Source organism: Amycolatopsis saalfeldensis (assembly GCF_900110575.1).
Lineage (GTDB): Bacteria > Actinomycetota > Actinomycetes > Mycobacteriales > Pseudonocardiaceae > Amycolatopsis > Amycolatopsis saalfeldensis.
In genome coordinates this window covers 292,927-309,689 of the sequence record NZ_FOEF01000008.1, presented here as the reverse complement: position 1 = coordinate 309,689, position 16,763 = coordinate 292,927, and the positions used below count along the sequence as shown (strand labels likewise).

The following is a 16,763-nucleotide window of genomic DNA, read 5'->3' as shown; positions in this document are numbered from 1 at the left end:
CCGCCGCTCGCCCAACGCTTACTGGATGTTGACGTCGACGCTCGCCGGCAGGTCGATGCGCATGAGCGCGTCGACCGTCTTCGGCGTCGGGTCGAGGATGTCGATCAGACGCTTGTGCGTGCGCATCTCGAAGTGCTCGCGCGAGTCCTTGTACTTGTGCGGCGAGCGGATGACGCAGTAAACGTTCTTCTCGGTGGGCAGCGGCACCGGCCCGACAACACGGGCGCCGGTGCGCGTGACCGTCTCCACGATCTTGCGCGCCGAGGTGTCGATCGCCTCGTGGTCGTAGGCCTTGAGCCGGATGCGGATCTTCTGTCCCGCCATGGTGGCTGCTCGTTCCTTCGTCGTCTCGTGCCGCTTGTCTGGTCAACCTGGGCCTGAGCCTCGGTTTCAGCAGTTCAACGGCCCTGTCCCCGGTCCACGCGGTCGGGCGTGTCGCGCCCGACGCACAGACGGATCCCGTGGGATCGTCCTGCCTGGTCTTCCTCAACGTGAGGTGGCCGCGGGCCGGCCGTCCTTTGACAGCGCAGCCGACCTCTGGCCTTTGCCCGCTAGCCGCACCCCGAAGGAAGAGCTGGACGGACCGTGGCCACTCGTACAGGGGCGGCCGGAACCCGCTGAGTCATTCGCACAACTCTGGGATTCGGCCGCCCCGGGACGAGCAACCTGATTAGTGTCGCACAGGTGATTTGACGCCCCGAACCCGGGGGTGTAGTGACCTCCGGGCGGGGCGTCTAAATCACTTGTTGATCTTGGTGACCTGGCCCGCGCCGACGGTCCGGCCACCCTCACGGATGGCGAACCGCAGGTTCTCGTCCATGGCGACCGGCTGGATCAGCTCCACCGAGATGTCGGTGTTGTCGCCCGGCATGACCATCTCGGTGCCCTCGGGGAGGGTCACGACGCCGGTCACGTCCGTGGTGCGGAAGTAGAACTGCGGGCGGTAGTTGTTGAAGAACGGGGTGTGACGGCCACCCTCGTCCTTCGACAGGATGTAGACCCGGCCCTCGAAGCTCGTGTGCGGGGTGGTGGTGCCCGGCTTCACGACGACCTGGCCGCGCTCGACGTCCTCGCGCTTGATGCCACGCAGCAGGAGGCCGACGTTGTCGCCCGCCTGGCCCGAGTCGAGCAGCTTGCGGAACATCTCGACACCGGTGACAGTCGTCTTCTGCGACTTCTCCTTGATGCCGACGATCTCGACCTCTTCGTTGACGTTGACCACGCCACGCTCGACACGGCCGGTCACGACGGTGCCGCGGCCGGTGATCGTGAAGACGTCCTCGATCGGCATCAGGAACGGCTTCTCGAGCTCACGCACCGGGTCCGGCACGTTGTCGTCGACGGCGGTCATGAGCTCGAGAACGGCCTCGGCCCACTTCTCGTCGCCCTCGAGGGCCTTGAGGCCGGACACGCGCACGACCGGCGCGTCGTCGCCCGGGAACTCCTGCGAGGACAGCAGCTCGCGGACCTCCAGCTCGACGAGCTCGAGGATCTCCTCGTCGTCGACCATGTCGGCCTTGTTCAGCGCGACCACGATGTAGGGCACGCCGACCTGGCGGGCGAGCAGCACGTGCTCACGGGTCTGCGGCATCGGGCCGTCGGTCGCCGCGACCACGAGGATCGCGCCGTCCATCTGAGCGGCACCGGTGATCATGTTCTTGATGTAGTCCGCGTGGCCGGGAGCGTCCACGTGCGCGTAGTGACGCTTCTCGGTCTGGTACTCGACGTGCGAGATGTTGATCGTGATACCGCGCTGGCGCTCTTCGGGCGCGTTGTCGATCTGGTCGAACGCACGCGACTCGTTGAGCTCCGGGTACTTGTCGTGCAGAACCTTGGTGATCGCCGCGGTCAGAGTCGTCTTACCGTGGTCAACGTGACCGATGGTCCCGATGTTGACGTGCGGCTTGCTCCGCTCGAACTTCGCCTTCGCCACTGGAATGTCCTCCTGGACTGATTTCGCTTTTGTGCTCGTGGGCCGGCGTGGCTGCCGGCCCACGATTGTTCTCGTCTGTGCTGCGGACGTTCAGGAGTGTCCCTTATGCCCGCGAGCGAACGGGGACTACTCCCCCGTCGCCTTCGCGATGATTTCCTTCGCGACGTTCGCGGGAACCTCGGCGTAGGAGTCGAACACCATGGAGTAGTTCGCACGACCCTGGGTACGAGACCGCAGGTCGCCCACGTAACCGAACATCTCCGACAGCGGGACCAGTGCCTTGACGACACGGGTACCGGCGCGCTCCTCCATGGCCTGGATCTGGCCACGGCGGGAGTTGAGGTCGCCGATCACGTCGCCCATGTAGTCCTCGGGCGTCGTGACCTCGACGGCCATCATCGGCTCGAGGATGACCGGGCTGGCCTTCCTCGCGGCTTCCTTCATCGCCATCGAACCGGCGACCTTGAAGGCCATTTCCGAAGAGTCGACCTCGTGGTACGCACCATCCAACAAGGTGAACTTCAACCCGACGAGCGGGTAGCCGGCCAGGATGCCGTACTGCATGGCGTCCTGCGCGCCCGCGTCGACCGACGGGATGTACTCCCGCGGCACGCGGCCACCGGTGACCTTGTTGTCGAACTCGTAGAGAGCACCGTCGGTGCGCTCGAGCGGCTCCAGCTTCACGATGACCTTCGCGAACTGGCCGGAACCACCGGTCTGCTTCTTGTGGACGTAGTCGAGCTTGTCCACCGTCTTGCGGATGGTCTCGCGGTAGGCCACCTGCGGCTTACCGATGTTCGCCTCGACCTTGTAGTCGGACTTCATCCGGTTGACGAGCACCTCGAGGTGCAGCTCGCCCATGCCGGCGATGATCGTCTGACCGGTCTCCTCGTCCAGCTTCACCTGGAACGTGGGGTCCTCTTCGGCCAGCTTCTGGATCGCCAGGGAGAGCTTCTCCTGGTCGGCCTTCGTCTTCGGCTCGATCGCGACCCGGATGACCGGCTCGGGGAACGTCATCGACTCCAGCACGACCGGGTTCTGCGCGTCGGCCAGGGTGTCACCGGTGGTGGTGTCCTTCAGCCCGATGACCGCGTAGATGTGGCCCACCTGGGCCTCTTCGACCGGGTTCTCCTTGTTGGAGTGCATCTGGAAGATCTTCCCGATGCGCTCCTTGCGCTCCTTCGTCGCGTTGACGACCTGCGCGCCGGCGGCGACCTTGCCCGAGTACACCCGAATGTAGGTCAGCTTGCCGAAGAACGGGTGCGCCGCGATCTTGAAGGCGAGCGCGGCGAACGGCTCGTCCACCGAGGGCTTGCGGGTGACCGGGGTCTCGCCGTCGGCGAGGAAGCCCTCGACCGGCGGCATGTCCAGCGGCGACGGCAGGTAGTCGACGACCGCGTCGAGCATGGGCTGCACGCCCTTGTTCTTGAACGCGGAGCCGGCCAGCACCGGGAAGACCTCACGGGCGATGGTGAGCTTGCGGATGCCGGACTTGATCTCGGCCTCCGTCAGCTCCTCGCCCTCGAGGAACTTCTCCATCAGCGTGTCGTCGGCCTCGGCGGCGGTCTCGACGAGCTTCTCGCGGTACTCCGCGGCCAGCTCGGCAAGCTCGGCCGGGATGTCCTCGATCGAGTAGTCCTCGCCCTTCTTGACCTCGCCGCGCCAGGTCAGCGCCTTCATGCGGACCAGGTCGACAACACCCTCGAAGTCGTTCTCGGCACCGATCGGCAGCTGGATGACCAGCGGCCGGACGCCGAGGCGGTCGACGATGGTCTTCACGGTGTAGTAGAAGTCCGCGCCGAGCTTGTCCATCTTGTTGACGAAGCAGATGCGCGGGACGTCGTACTTGTCCGCCTGCCGCCAGACCTGCTCGGACTGCGGCTCGACGCCTTCCTTGCCGTCGAAGACCGCGACCGCGCCGTCGAGCACCCGGAGGTTGCGCTCCACCTCGACGGTGAAGTCGACGTGGCCCGGGGTGTCGATGATGTTGATCTGGTTGTCGTCCCAGAAGGTGGTGGTGGCAGCCGAGGTGATGGTGATGCCCCGCTTCTGCTCCTCCTCCATCCAGTCCATGGTGGCGGCGCCGTCGTGGACTTCACCGATCTTGTAGTTGACCCCGGTGTAGAACAGGATCCGCTCGGTGGTGGTGGTCTTACCGGCGTCGATGTGCGCCATGATCCCGATGTTGCGGACCTTGTTCAGGTCTGTCAGCACGTCACGTGCCACGAGAATGTTCCCCTGTCTCAAGCGTGGGGCCCGGCATGGCTTGGATCGGCAGCCGGGCGGAAATCACCAGCGGTAGTGCGCGAAGGCCTTGTTGGACTCGGCCATCTTGTGCGTGTCTTCACGGCGCTTGACGCTGGCCCCGAGGCCGTTGCTCGCGTCGAGCAGCTCGTTCTGCAGGCGCTCGATCATCGTCTTCTCGCGACGGGCCTGCGAGAAGGAGACCAGCCAGCGGAGCGCGAGGGTCGTGGAGCGGTTCGGCTTGACCTCGATCGGCACCTGGTACGTGGCGCCACCGACGCGTCGGCTCTTCACCTCGATGGTGGGCTTCACGTTGTCCAGGGCGCGCTTCAGCGTGACGACCGGGTCGGTGCCGGACTTCTCGCGGGCGCCTTCGAGGGCGCCGTACACGATGCGCTCGGCCAGCGAACGCTTACCGTCCTTCAGCACCTTGTTCACCAGCTGGGTGACCAGCGGGGAGGCGTAGACGGGGTCGGAGATCAGCGGCCGCTTCGGGGCCGGACCCTTGCGGGGCATTAGCTCTTCTCCTTCTTCGCGCCGTAACGGCTGCGCGCCTGCTTACGGTTCTTCACACCCTGGGTGTCGAGAGAGCCGCGGATGATCTTGTAGCGGACACCCGGCAGGTCCTTCACTCGGCCACCGCGCACGAGCACCATCGAGTGCTCCTGGAGGTTGTGGCCCTCACCGGGAATGTAAGCCGTGACCTCGATGCCGCTGGTCAGCTTCACACGCGCGACCTTGCGCAGCGCCGAGTTCGGCTTCTTGGGGGTCGTGGTGTACACGCGGGTGCACACGCCACGACGCTGCGGGCTCCCCTTGAGGGCCGCGGTCTTCTGCTTGGCAGCCTTGTCCTGGCGGCCCTTGCGGACCAGCTGCTGGATCGTGGGCAATGGACCAGCTTCCTGTCGTGATCTTGCTTCTTCGTGTCTTCACCGGCCCCCGCGGTCGGGCGTGTCGGCCCGCGTCACGGTCTTTCGACCGGTAACTTCCCGGAGGGATTTCCGTCGGAACCCCACGTGAACCAGGCCGGTGAACCGGGTGCGCGAGCACCCCGCTCATGCCATACGGCACGCGGAGCGGCCCGACGCCTGCCGGGCACGGTCTCCAAAGATACCCGGCCACTTCCCAGTAGGTCCGGGCGGGGGGTCCGAAGGAACGGCGACCGCCCATCGTAACCCCAGCTGGGGCTCGCGCGGGCCTCGTCCGACCGAGCCGCGCAGAGCTTCCCAGTGGTTAGAACATGGTGCGACGAGCGCCTATTCCTCGTCCGGCTTGGCGTGGTCGGGCCGGCCCGGGTGCGGGTCGCGGGAGAGGTCGATCAGCGGGTGGACCCCGGCTCCCTCCGGCGCCGCGTGGCTCCCCTTCGGCTGGTCCTTCTTCTCTTCGGTCCCGTTGCCGTCCATGACGCACTCCCCTGGTATTCGGTTTCCCCTTGCGGCTCGCACGGTACCCATTCCACGTTCGAGTGACACACATGGCCGTAACGCACCATTCGCGCCGTTTCTGTCGGGGTGGGCGGTCACCATCGGGGGGCAGAGGGCGCGGGAGGCGCCGTCGTCGAGGAGGGGTCGAGGAGAGGAGTGGCGTGGTGGCGGGGAGGGTTCGGCCAGCTCGCGGGTGGGTCCGGCGGTGGTGCCGGGGCGCCGGCGCGCGCTTCGAGGGCCGCGGTGGCGGCCGGCCGGGGAGCGGGCGGCGTGCTCCCCCGGGCGGGGGAGCGAGGTGACGAACGCCTCGGTGCTTGCGGGCTTCGGCGGCGGGTTGACGGGGGTTGACGGCCCTTGGCGGCGGCTGGATGCGGCCTGGCCCGGGCGTGAATTTCGGTGGACAACCTGGTGACGATGGAGCGGTGAACGAGAGCTGGACGATCACCGAGACCCCCGTCGACCATCCGGACGCCCGGCTGATCATGCGGGAGTACATCGCCGAGATCGCGTCGCGGTACTGGGGCCGGCCGGCCACCGAGGCGGAGGTGGACACCGCGCTGGCGGAGGACCCGACCGACGATCTGGTGGCGCCCACCGGCGTCTTCCTCATCGCGCGGCTGCCCGACGCCACGATGGCCGGCTGCGTCGGCACGCGTGTGGAGAAGCCGGGCTTGAGCGTGCTGAAGCGGATGTACGTCCGTCCAGGCCACCGTGGGCACGGCGCCGGTGCGCGCCTGGTCGCGGCCGCCGAGGACGCCGCCCGGGGCCTCGGCGCGACTGTCATGCGCCTGGACACCCGAGACGACCTCGTGGAAGCCCGGGCCCTGTACGCCCGCACCGGCTACGCCGAGGTCGAGCCCTTCAACAACGACAAGTACGCGGAGCACTGGTTCTCGAAGAACCTGACCTGAGCCGGCTCCCGACGGGCCGGGGTCAGCTGAGACGGCCGGCGCAGGAGGCGACTTCGCCGGGGGCGGACTTCTCCGTCTTGACCACCACACCGCGGATGGAGATCCGGCACTCCACCGCGCCGGTGCCCTGGCCCATCAGCTGGACGGTCGGCGGGACGCCGGTGTTCGGCCACGTCAGGTCCTTGCGCCACGGGAGCGCGACGGACAGCTCCTGGTGCACCAGGCCCAGGCCGTTCTCGTCGTAGACCACGGTGGCGGTGCCCGCTCCGGTGAGCTCGTAGGTGACCGGCCAGTCGTTCGAGGCCGCGGCCACCGAGGTGGACGGCGGGAGGGTGCGGGTCACCGTCTGGTCCGGGCCTCGTTGAGGCGCGGGCCTCGACGGCTCCCCCACCACGGCCACCGGGGCCGGCGCCGGGTCGCCGCCCGAGCCGAGGATCACCACCACGGCCGCGACGGCCACCACCGCGATGCCGGCGATCGCGAGCCTGCCGACGATCTGTCTGTCCACTTCCCCGTTCCTCTCGCCGAGGGGCCGGTGGCTCCCGCGCGGGAGCCACCGGCCGCCGTTACCGGGTGATCGCCGGTCAGTAGCCGCCGGCGGGGGCCGGCAGGAGCTTGCCCGGCACGCCGTTGATCGACTGGAGCAGGCCGAGCACCGGAACGCCCAGCGGGGCGAACGTCCACAGGTTGTTCAGACCACTGGTGTCCGGCTCGTCGACCACGACAACACCCGGCTGGTCCGCCGTCGCGGCGAGCGCCGGCATGGCCGCGCCGAGCACCCCGGCGCCCGCGAGCGCCACGATCGCGACGGTCCGCGTGAGGGTCTTCTTCATGGGATTTTCCTTTCGCTGGTTCAGGAAATCGGGGTGATGAGGTTGAACACGGGCGCGAGCAGCTCGGTCGGCGCCTGCACGGTCGGACCGAGCAGCCCGCCGAGGTCGAGCCCCGGGATGGCCCAGATCGCCGTGCCGTCACCGGTCGGCAACGTAGGCAGACCGGCGGTCGGCAGGGCCGGAAGGCCGGCGGTCGGCAGGGCCGGGAGGCCGGCGGTCGGCAGGGCGGCGGTCGGCAGGCTCGGCAGCGCGGGCAGGCCCGGTGCCGGTGCGGCCGGGGCGGAGGGAGCGGCGTCGGCCACTCCCCCGGCGAGGGCGGCGAACGCGCCGGCCGCGGCGAGCGGCAGCAGGGCACGGGCAATGGTGCGTTTCATGGGTTCCTCTCCTCGGGGCAATTCGGGGACACTGCGGGGACACTTCGACGGCGCCACTTCGATGGGGCACTTCTCCGCCCGGTTGAGCGGAATCCGCCCGCCGGGGCGGAAGAACGGGGCTTCGCCGGTGACACCGGCCGGCACGCCGGGCCGAACCGGTGGGCCGAATCGGTGGGCCGAACCGGTGGGCCGAATCGGTGGGCTTTGCCGACCGGGACGCCGGACCGCACCGGCGGCCAGGACGCAGGACCGCACCGGACCGGCGTCCTGGCCGGCACGCCGGAATTCATCGCAGCAGTCCGCTGACCGGCACGATGGTGCCGTCCGGGATCCACTGGCCGGCGTAGTCGCGGGCGGCCTCCATGCCGGGGGCGTGCTGCTCGCCCGGGTACATGGGCATCGCGTTGACCTGGGCGGCGGCGAACATCTGGACCTCGCCGTTCACGGACTGCCACTGCGGGCCCAGCCAGGTCCGGAAGCCGCCGACGGTGGGGCTTTCGCCGCCGAAGGTGTTGCCGACCGTGACCGCGTAGCTCACCGCCAGCTGGTCGCGCGGGTCGAAGCGCAGGGGCATCGACGAGCTGGCCACGGCGTTCACGATCGGGCCGTTCAGCAGCCACGGCGCGAGGTACAGGCCGTACTGGTGCGTCGGCTTCAGGCGTTGCGACTCGGCGGCCCGCGTCATCGCGAGGTAGCCGCCGGACCAGCCGGAGACGACCACCAGCGCGGTGTCCGCGCCGGCGTCCTGCTGCACGGGCAGGCCGAGGCGCGCGGCGTTTTCGCGCACCAGCCGCGCGGCCGCCACCCCGCGCGGCGACGAGTCCTCGACCAACGTGATCGCCGAAGGCTTGCGGCCGGCCAGGAATTCGACGAGCTTCACCAGCGAGCCGCTGTCTTCGGGTGAAAGGGCGTCGGACGGGCAACTCGTGAGCACGTCGTGTTTCTCGGCCACCAGCCCGCCGAGCGCGGCCGAGGCGCATTCGGGCGCGTCGGCGTCGGCGATGACCGGGCCCGGCGCGGTGCCGGCGTCCACCTCGACGGTGGTGGTGGCGTCGCCGCGTTTGATCACCAGGGAACTGCGGCCGGGCGGCAGATCGACGTCGGCCCAGGTGCCCTCGGCGCCGCCGCGTGCCACGGCGGGTGAAATCAGGCCGCCCTCGGTGCCGGCGAAAAGGCCTTCACCGGCACTGGGCGGGAAATGCACGAGGTTGCGCCCCGGCCGTTGCGGGCTGAGCAGCACGGGCACCGAACCACCGCCGACGGTCGCGTCGGCCAGCAGCGGTACCCCCGGGATCGGCAACGGCGGCGGCTGCGGCACCGCCGCGAGCGCGCTCCACGCGATGAAACCCGCCGCGACGCCGATCACGCCATAGCGATAGACGCGGGTGGAACCGTTGCGGGACAACAGGATTCCGGACAGCACGGCGACCGCGGCCGGCAGCGCGACCACCACGAGCAACGCGATGCCGAACAGCGACTCGTACAGCCGCCGATCGAAGCCGACGCCGGACAGCACCAGCTGCACCACGCCCGCGAGCGTCAGCAGCCCGCCGAGCGTCACCGACAGCGGGCCGACGCGGAACTGCGTCGCGCGCCACTGATCTGCCGGCACCCAGGCCGAAAGCAGCGTGATGCCGAACCACAGCGCGGCGGCGGCGACGTACACGGTGTCGATGGCGAAGTCGATGCCCGAGCCGTCGAGTGACGTCTCCAGGACGACGAGCACCACCAGCGCCAGCGACGCCCAGCGGCCCGCCGACGGCCGGCGCAGCAGCACCGGCACGGCCAGCGCGAGCACGATGTGGATGATCAGGGCGGCGAGGTTCACCTCGACCGTGGCCGCGGAAACCGCCGCGAGCACCGCGGACAGCACACCCAGCCCGCCGACGGTCAGCCACAGCTTCCGTGGCAGGTCACCGACCAGCGGGCGGAGAATCCCGGTGCCGGCGAGGAACGCGGTGGCCAGCAGCAGCACCAGCCGCAGCACGAGCGCGGCGATGTCCACTCCGGACGAACCGGTGCTCACCGGCGTGACGTGGTGATCCATGGAGACCTTCCGGGGAACGGGGAGCCGGCGGCCCGGTGTCCCGAGAACCGGGGCACCGGCGGGAATGAACGGAAGCCGTGGCCGGCCGGGAAGCACAGCCGACCGGCCACGGGCGGGGTCACTTCAGGTTCTGGTCCGCGACCACGAACAGCTCCGCGTGCGGCTTCGCGTTGCCGAAGTCCCCGTGGGGCCAGGACTTGCGGTTGAAGTTGATGCCGACCTGGCCGGTGAACTCGTCGCGGAAGTTCTGGTCGACCGCGACCTGGCCGTCCGGCGAGAGGTTCAGCAGGTTGACCTTGTGGTCACCGTCCAAACCGGACCGGGCGACGAAGTAGTTCGACACCGCGAGGTGCTGCGGCTGCGTGGTTTCGTGGTAGAAGCCGTCGCTGCCGAGCGTGAGGTTGTCGTACGCGCCCCAGTGCGGCCCGGCCGCCGCGGTGCCCGGGTTGATCGGCGCGGCGCCGACGACGGTGGGCAGGTCGCCCCCGCCGCCCTGCTGCGCCTTTTCCTTGGTATCTATGCGGCCCTTGATGTCGTCGACGTTGTCGCCGGCGGCCAGCAGCTTCTGGATGTCCAGCACGTAGACGCCGCCGGTGGTGCCGGGGTCGTCCGCCGAGAGGGTGCCCTTCTGGCGGCCGACGATGGCGCGGTACAGGAACCGGTCGTCCGGGCTCGTCTGGATCCAGCCGCCGTTGGAGCTGGCGCCGTTCGAGTCGTTCTGCGCGTACATCGCCTTGTTCGCGGCGCCGTCGTCGAACACCTCGATCCAGTGCGGCTCCTTCGCCGTGATGTCCGGTGTGTAGAACACCGCCCCGCCCTGCATGGTTTCGGCGAACGCGCCCTTGTGGCCGGGCAGGTTCGTCACCGTGGTCTCCATGGCCGCGCGGCTTTCCGAGTGCAGCGGGTCGGCCGGGTCGGCGCGCGGGCCGTCCGGCAGGTACGACACCGTCTTCAGCTTCGGGTGGTTGCGGTCGGAGATGTCCCAGGTGCGGATGGTCGGCCGCCGCAGGTACGGCGACGGCTGCTTCACCGGATCGAGGATGATGTTGCGCGGCTCGGCGTAGTCGCTGGTGACCAGGGTGTTCAGGTCCTCACGGGCCTGGACGCCGTGCGGGTTCGCGCAGGAGGGCTTGCCCAGCTGCGGGAGGTTGTCGCACAGCTTCGGGTTGTCGCCCTGCGGGGTCGCCGCCGGGTTCTGCGACAGCACCTGCCCGTTCTGGTCGAAGTGCACGACCTCGCCGGGGCTGCCCGCGAAGCCGTTGCCGATCTGCGTGGAGCCGTCCTGGTAGGTGTACGGCCCCGGGACTACCGGGCCGCCCATGTACGTGCCGTACGCCGAGCCGTCCTTGAGGACCCAGTAGGCGTCCGGGACCGAGCCGCCGAGCGTCTGCGTCGGCAGGCTGACGCCCTTGAGCTTCAGCTGCGGCAGCGCGCTGACGTCGAACGCATACGTCGCCGCGGCAAACAGCGCGCCGGCGTAGACCGTGTCGCCCTTGTGCCACACGTACTGCATGTGGTGCGGCTCGTTCTCGACCAGCGGCCCGACGGTGGCGGTGTTCACCACCTTGCCGTACGTCGCCGAGCCCTGCGTCGCGTCGATCACCGCGAGGAAGTCCGGGCCGGGCAACGCGTTCTTCACCTTGTTCAGGCCGCCGCCGAGTGAACCGGGCAGGTTCTTGACGTCCTTCACCACGGTGTCGGCGATGTTCTCGTCACCGGCCCACACCAGCAGCCACTTCTTCGGGGTGCCGCCCGCGCGGGACTGCGCGGCCAGGTCCTTGGTGACCAGGTGGTTCTGCACCCAGTACTGCTTGCCGTCGGCACCGGTCTTCGAGTCGGTGAGGACCTGGACGTCGGCGTACGCGCTGGTGGTGGCGCCGGTGTAGGTCACCGCGGCGACGGCGAGCGCCAGCGCGAGGGTGCCCGTCAGCGCTTTCCGCCATCGGGGCGGGGCACCCGAGGAGGAGCTGAATCGCATTGTGTCTCCCTGTTCTCAGTAATGCGAAAATGCCGAGCGGACACGACGAACCAGCGAATGCCGAGAAGCTCAGCACCCGCTTGAAGCGTTACCGCACAAGGGAAAGAGTCGCGTCCGGTCGACGGGAATTGATTCAGAAATCCCTACACAGCGCGCTGGCCTGCTGGCGCAGGTCGACGTGCCGGCGCCACACCAAGGCGACAGGAGAGGGCATGCGCGAAATCGTCTTGCGAATCGGACTTACTGTCAATCGTGTGATCAATGGCTGGAACGTCCGTCAAAGGGGTGAATGTCCCACAGCCTGGACCGACTTGCGCGGCCCTGTTAGACCGAACGGGTGGGCTCGTTTTCGCGACCTGCGATAGCCCGTTCGGCGGTGTCACGAGTAGTCACAACGGCGCTCGGCGACGGGCCGTTTGCCCATTATGTTCGTGACCTTTTCGTAACCGAGTTCCGGGAACTCAGGCGGTTGGTGAGCTTGGCGCGGGTGTCCAGGTCGGAGAAGCTGTCCGTGAACTCCCACTGCGTCAGGACGTCTCCAACAGCTCCTTCAACCGTGCCAGCTCGACCTCGAGGACCCGCCCCTGGTCGGCGAGGACGTCCGCCGCCGCGGACTCCGGCAGCAGCAGCGTGAAGACGAACTCGGCGCCGTCCCCGTTCGCGAACGTGCGGGTGTGCGCCACCGTGACCGAGCCGTCCGCGGCGGTCAGGTGGAAGTCCACGGTGCCGGCGGCGGCCGCGACCACCGGCGAAACCTGAAGCGTGCCGCGGCTGGTCTCCGCCACCCACGCTGCCCCGGACGGCGTCACGGACTTCGCGAACTCCGGCGCGTACCGCGGCATCGTCTCCGGATCCGCGACGAACGCCACCACGTCCGCCGGCCTCGCCGCGATCCCGATCGACCTGGTCACCCCTTGTCGCAGCATGACGCCACCCTAGCCCGGCCGACGAAAGAGCCCCCACCCCGGCGGACCGGGATGGGGGCTCTTCTCGTCTAGCCGGCGGATCAGCGGAAGTCGCGACCGAAGTCGTAGTCGTCCAGCGGAACCGCGGCACCGGTGCCCGAACCGAACACGTCCGGGGTGTAGTAGCCGTCGTCGTAGGACGGGATCGCGTACGCCGCGACCCGCGCCTCCTCGGTCGGCTGCACCTGGATGTTCCGGTAGCGGTTGATGCCCGTACCGGCCGGGATCAGCTTACCGATGATCACGTTCTCCTTGAGGCCCACGAGCTTGTCCGAGCGGCCGTTGATGGCCGCGTCGGTCAGCACGCGGGTGGTCTCCTGGAACGACGCCGCCGACAGCCACGAGTCCGTGGTGAGCGACGCCTTCGTGATCCCCATCAGCACCGGGCGACCCGAAGCCGGCTCGCCGCCCTCGGCGACCGACGCCCGGTTCGTCGCCTCGAACTTGGTCCGCTCGGGCAGCTCGCCCGGCAGGAAGTCCGTGGCACCGGAGTCGATGATCGTCACGCGGCGGAGCATCTGCCGCACGATGACCTCGATGTGCTTGTCGTGGATCGACACACCCTGGGCGCGGTACACCTTCTGCACCTCGTCCACGAGGTGCATCTGCGCCTCGCGCGGCCCCATGACCCGCAGGACCTCGTGCGGGTCCGGCGTGCCCTCGAGCAGCTGCTGGCCGACCGACACGTGGTCACCGTCGCCCAGCGGGCCGTTCGCGGTGTTGGCGAGCCGCTGCCGCTTGGACAGCTTGTCGAAGACGATCTCCTCCGACCCGTCGTCCGGGATCAGGGTGATCTTCCAGAACCGCTCGCTCTCCTCGATCCGCACGCGGCCGTCGACGTCCGCGATCGGCGCCTTGCCCTTCGGCACCCGGGCCTCGAACAGCTCGGTGACACGGGGCAGACCGGTCGTGATGTCGTCGCCGGCGACACCACCCTGGTGGAACGTACGCATGGTCAGCTGCGTGCCCGGCTCACCGATCGACTGGGCCGCGACGATGCCGACGGCCTCGCCGACGTCGACGAGCTCGCCCGTCGCCATCGAACGGCCGTAGCAGGTCGCGCACACGCCGACCGCCGACTCGCAGGTGAGCACGGAGCGCACCTTGACCTTGGTGATGCCACTGGAGATGAGCTTGTCCAGCGCCGGGTCGCCGACGTCGTCACCGGCGTTGAGCACGACGTTGCCCTTGGCGTCCACCGCGTCCGTCGCGAGGTTCCGCGCGTACACGCTGGTCTCGACGTGCTGGTCACGGATGACCTTGCCGTCGAACTCCTCGCCGATCGGCATGTTGATGCCGCGGGTGGTGCCGCAGTCGACCTCGCGGACGATGACGTCCTGCGAAACGTCCACCAGACGACGGGTCAGGTAACCCGAGTCGGCGGTCCGCAGGGCCGTGTCCGCCAGGCCCTTACGGGCACCGTGCGTCGCGATGAAGTACTCCGCCACCGACAGGCCTTCACGGAAGTTGGCCTTGATCGGACGCGGGATGTACTCGCCCTTCGGGTTCGACACCAGGCCACGCATCCCGGCCAGCGACCGGACCTGCGTCATGTTGCCCGCCGCACCCGACTTCACGATGATCGCGATCGGGTTGTCGTCCGGCAGCGCCGTCTCCATGATCTTGTGGACCTCTTCGGTGGCCTGCGTCCACACCTTGACGAGCTCGTTGTTGCGCTCGGTGTGCGACAGCTGACCACGCTGGTACCGCTTCTCGACCTGGTCGGCCTTGCCCTCGTACTCGTCGAGGATGGCCTTCTTGCCGACCGGGGTCAGCACGTCCGAGATGGCCACCGTGACGCCGGAGCGCGTCGCCCAGTAGAAGCCGGCGTCCTTCAGCCGGTCCAGGGTCTGCGCGACCTGCGTCATCGAGTACCGCTCGGCGAGGTCGTTCACGATCGCGGCCTGACGCTTCTTCGGCATCGGCTCGTTGATGAACGGGTAGTCCGCCGGCAGCAGCTCGTTGAACAGCACGCGACCCAGGGTCGTCTCGGCCAGCCAGGTCTTGCCCGGCTCCCAGCCGCCCTCCGCGAGCCGCGCCTCGTCGGCCTTCGCCGGCTGACGGTCGGACACGCGGATCTTGATCGGAGCGTGCAGGCTCAGCGCCTTGAGGTCGAAGGCCATGATGGCCTCGGCCGGCGAGGAGTACGCGCCGCCCGCGCCGTCGGCCTTCTCGTTCAGCCGCGTCAGGTGGTACAGACCGGTCACCATGTCCAGACGCGGCATGGCGAGCGGGCGGCCCGACGCCGGCGAAAGGATGTTGTTCGCCGACAGCATCAGGATCCGGGCCTCGGCCTGCGCCTCGGCCGACAGCGGCAGGTGCACCGCCATCTGGTCACCGTCGAAGTCCGCGTTGAACGCCTCGCAGACCAGCGGGTGCAGCTGGATGGCCTTGCCCTCGACCAGCTGCGGCTCGAAGGCCTGGATGCCGAGGCGGTGCAGGGTCGGCGCGCGGTTCAGCATCACCGGGTGGCCGGTGATGACCTCTTCGAGCACGTCCCACACCTGCGGCCGCGAGCGCTCCACCATCCGCTTGGCGGACTTGATGTTCTGCGCGTGGTTCAGGTCGACCAGCCGCTTCATCACGAACGGCTTGAACAGCTCGAGCGCCATGTCCTTCGGCAGACCGCACTGGTGCAGCTTCAGCTGCGGCCCGACGATGATGACCGAACGGCCCGAGTAGTCCACGCGCTTGCCGAGCAGGTTCTGGCGGAACCGGCCCTGCTTGCCCTTGAGCAGGTCGGACAGCGACTTCAGCGGGCGGTTGCCGGGACCGGTCACCGGGCGGCCGCGGCGGCCGTTGTCGAACAGCGCGTCGACGGCCTCCTGCAGCATCCGCTTCTCGTTGTTGACGATGATCTCGGGCGCGCCGAGGTCGATCAGCCGCTTGAGGCGGTTGTTGCGGTTGATCACGCGGCGGTACAGGTCGTTCAGGTCCGAGGTGGCGAACCGGCCACCGTCGAGCTGGACCATCGGGCGCAGGTCCGGCGGGATGACCGGGACGGCGTCGAGCACCATGCCGCGCGGGTCGTTGCCGGTCGCCTGGAACGCGGCGACGACCTTGAGCCGCTTCAGCGCGCGGAGCTTCTTCTGCCCCTTGCCGTTGCGGATGGTGTCGCGCAGGTTGTCGGCCTCCGCCGCGACGTCGAACTCGGTGGCCAGCTTCTGGATGGCCTCCGCGCCCATGCCGCCGGTGAAGTACTCGCCGTAGCGGTCGACGAGCTCGCGGTAGAGCAGCTCGTCGGCGATCAGCTGGCGGGTGTCCAGCTTCGTGAAGGTCGTCCAGACCTCCTCGAGGCGGTCCAGCTCGCGGCCGGCGCGGTCGCGCAGCTGGCGCATCTCACGCTCGCCGCCCTCCTTGACCTTGCGGCGCACGTCGGACTTGGCGCCCTCCGCCTCCAGCTCGGCCAGGTCGGCTTCCAGCTTCTGCGCGCGGGTCTCGATGTCCGAGTCACGCTTGGTCTCGAGGTTCTTGCGCTCGACGCCGATCTCGTTCTCGAGGGTCGGCAGGTCGGTGTGGCGCAGCTCGGTGTTCACGCCGGTGATGACGTAAGCAGCGAAGTAGATGATCTTCTCGAGGTCCTTGGGCGCCAGGTCCAGCAGGTAGCCCAGGCGCGACGGAACACCCTTGAAGTACCAGATGTGGGTGACCGGCGCGGCCAGCTCGATGTGGCCCATCCGCTCACGGCGCACCTTGGCGCGAGTCACCTCGACGCCGCAGCGCTCACAGATGATGCCCTTGAAGCGGACCCGCTTGTACTTGCCGCAGTAGCACTCCCAGTCCCGGGTCGGGCCGAAGATCTTCTCGCAGAAGAGGCCGTCCTTCTCGGGCTTGAGCGTGCGGTAGTTGATGGTCTCCGGCTTCTTGACCTCGCCGAAGGACCACTGACGGATGTCGTCGGCGGTGGCGAGACCGATCCGGAGCTCATCGAAAAAGTTGACGTCCAGCACGTCTTTGCATCCCCTTGGGGTAGTTCGGGGGTCTGGGGGTCGCTCCCCAGAAATCCCAGTCGACTAGAGGAATTGGCGGGCGAGCTGGGACCCGCGGGAGGCAG

The 16,763-nt window shown here is 68.7% G+C and carries 14 protein-coding genes; 1 reads left to right on the top strand and 13 read right to left on the bottom strand.

All coding sequences use genetic code 11. The features are described 5' to 3' along the window. Positions 1-18: 18 nt before the first annotated feature. The 6 genes from rpsJ to BMY97_RS47115 form a co-directional block, all read right to left on the bottom strand. Positions 19-324 carry a 30S ribosomal protein S10 gene (gene rpsJ, locus BMY97_RS20655; RefSeq protein ID WP_003102098.1) on the bottom strand — a complete coding sequence of 102 codons (306 nt, stop codon included), beginning with the start codon at positions 322-324 and terminating at the stop codon, positions 19-21. Between the two features lie 415 nt (positions 325-739). Beyond that, positions 740-1,933, bottom strand: coding sequence for an elongation factor Tu (gene tuf, locus BMY97_RS20650; RefSeq protein WP_091618493.1), 1,194 nt, complete (start codon positions 1,931-1,933; stop codon positions 740-742). A gap of 126 nt (positions 1,934-2,059) precedes the next feature. Then, positions 2,060-4,159, bottom strand: coding sequence for an elongation factor G (gene fusA / locus BMY97_RS20645; RefSeq protein ID WP_091618492.1), 2,100 nt, complete (start codon positions 4,157-4,159; stop codon positions 2,060-2,062). 63 nt (positions 4,160-4,222) lie between these two features. After that, a complete protein-coding gene (gene rpsG, locus BMY97_RS20640) occupies positions 4,223-4,693 on the bottom strand; it encodes a 30S ribosomal protein S7 (protein WP_091618491.1) in 471 nt (156 codons plus the stop codon). After that, positions 4,693-5,067: a 30S ribosomal protein S12 gene (gene rpsL / locus BMY97_RS20635; RefSeq protein WP_003102113.1), complete on the bottom strand. Its 375-nt coding sequence runs from the start codon at positions 5,065-5,067 to the stop codon at positions 4,693-4,695. The genes rpsG and rpsL overlap by 1 nt, the downstream gene beginning before the upstream one ends. Positions 5,068-5,433: 366 nt before the next feature. Next, positions 5,434-5,580 (bottom strand): hypothetical protein, encoded by a 147-nt coding sequence (locus tag BMY97_RS47115; protein ID WP_091618490.1) that lies wholly within the window; start codon positions 5,578-5,580, stop codon positions 5,434-5,436. Positions 5,581-6,083: 503 nt separating this feature from the next. Between BMY97_RS47115 and BMY97_RS20625 the strand changes: the two genes are divergently transcribed. Then, complete coding sequence (locus tag BMY97_RS20625) at positions 6,084-6,512, top strand: GNAT family N-acetyltransferase (protein ID WP_245787412.1); 429 nt, start codon at positions 6,084-6,086, stop codon at positions 6,510-6,512. Between the two features lie 22 nt (positions 6,513-6,534). Here the strand turns inward: BMY97_RS20625 and BMY97_RS20620 are convergent, their stop codons facing one another. From BMY97_RS20620 to BMY97_RS20590, 7 genes are all read right to left on the bottom strand, one after another. Then, positions 6,535-7,020, bottom strand: coding sequence for an MmpS family transport accessory protein (locus tag BMY97_RS20620; protein WP_091618488.1), 486 nt, complete (start codon positions 7,018-7,020; stop codon positions 6,535-6,537). A 76-nt stretch (positions 7,021-7,096) separates the two neighbouring features. Next, a complete protein-coding gene (locus BMY97_RS20615; protein ID WP_091618487.1) occupies positions 7,097-7,345 on the bottom strand; it encodes a hypothetical protein in 249 nt (82 codons plus the stop codon). Between the two features lie 20 nt (positions 7,346-7,365). Continuing rightward, positions 7,366-7,719 carry a hypothetical protein gene (locus BMY97_RS20610; RefSeq protein WP_091618486.1) on the bottom strand — a complete coding sequence of 118 codons (354 nt, stop codon included), beginning with the start codon at positions 7,717-7,719 and terminating at the stop codon, positions 7,366-7,368. Between the two features lie 286 nt (positions 7,720-8,005). After that, positions 8,006-9,766 (bottom strand): hypothetical protein, encoded by a 1,761-nt coding sequence (locus tag BMY97_RS20605; protein WP_091618485.1) that lies wholly within the window; start codon positions 9,764-9,766, stop codon positions 8,006-8,008. Between the two features lie 118 nt (positions 9,767-9,884). Next, a complete protein-coding gene (locus BMY97_RS20600) occupies positions 9,885-11,744 on the bottom strand; it encodes a hypothetical protein (protein ID WP_091618484.1) in 1,860 nt (619 codons plus the stop codon). Between the two features lie 527 nt (positions 11,745-12,271). Then, a complete protein-coding gene (locus BMY97_RS20595) occupies positions 12,272-12,670 on the bottom strand; it encodes an SRPBCC family protein (RefSeq protein WP_091618483.1) in 399 nt (132 codons plus the stop codon). 80 nt (positions 12,671-12,750) lie between these two features. Further along, the gene (locus tag BMY97_RS20590) at positions 12,751-16,659 is read right to left on the bottom strand and encodes a DNA-directed RNA polymerase subunit beta' (protein WP_091618482.1); all 3,909 of its coding nucleotides are present in this window, start codon (positions 16,657-16,659) and stop codon (positions 12,751-12,753) included. Positions 16,660-16,763 lie beyond the last annotated feature (104 nt).

Bases quoted from the DNA above. Each gene is read 5' to 3' on its own strand.
- rpsJ (WP_003102098.1), bottom strand. From the start codon at position 324: ATGGCGGGACAGAAGATCCGCATCCGGCTCAAGGCCTACGACCACGAG.
- rpsG (WP_091618491.1), bottom strand. From the start codon at position 4,693: ATGCCCCGCAAGGGTCCGGCCCCGAAGCGGCCGCTGATCTCCGACCCC.
- BMY97_RS47115 (WP_091618490.1), bottom strand. From the start codon at position 5,580: ATGGACGGCAACGGGACCGAAGAGAAGAAGGACCAGCCGAAGGGGAGC.
- BMY97_RS20625 (WP_245787412.1), top strand. From the start codon at position 6,084: ATGCGGGAGTACATCGCCGAGATCGCGTCGCGGTACTGGGGCCGGCCG.
- BMY97_RS20615 (WP_091618487.1), bottom strand. From the start codon at position 7,345: ATGAAGAAGACCCTCACGCGGACCGTCGCGATCGTGGCGCTCGCGGGC.
- BMY97_RS20610 (WP_091618486.1), bottom strand. From the start codon at position 7,719: ATGAAACGCACCATTGCCCGTGCCCTGCTGCCGCTCGCCGCGGCCGGC.
- BMY97_RS20605 (WP_091618485.1), bottom strand. From the start codon at position 9,766: ATGGATCACCACGTCACGCCGGTGAGCACCGGTTCGTCCGGAGTGGAC.
- BMY97_RS20600 (WP_091618484.1), bottom strand. From the start codon at position 11,744: ATGCGATTCAGCTCCTCCTCGGGTGCCCCGCCCCGATGGCGGAAAGCG.
- BMY97_RS20595 (WP_091618483.1), bottom strand. From the start codon at position 12,670: ATGCTGCGACAAGGGGTGACCAGGTCGATCGGGATCGCGGCGAGGCCG.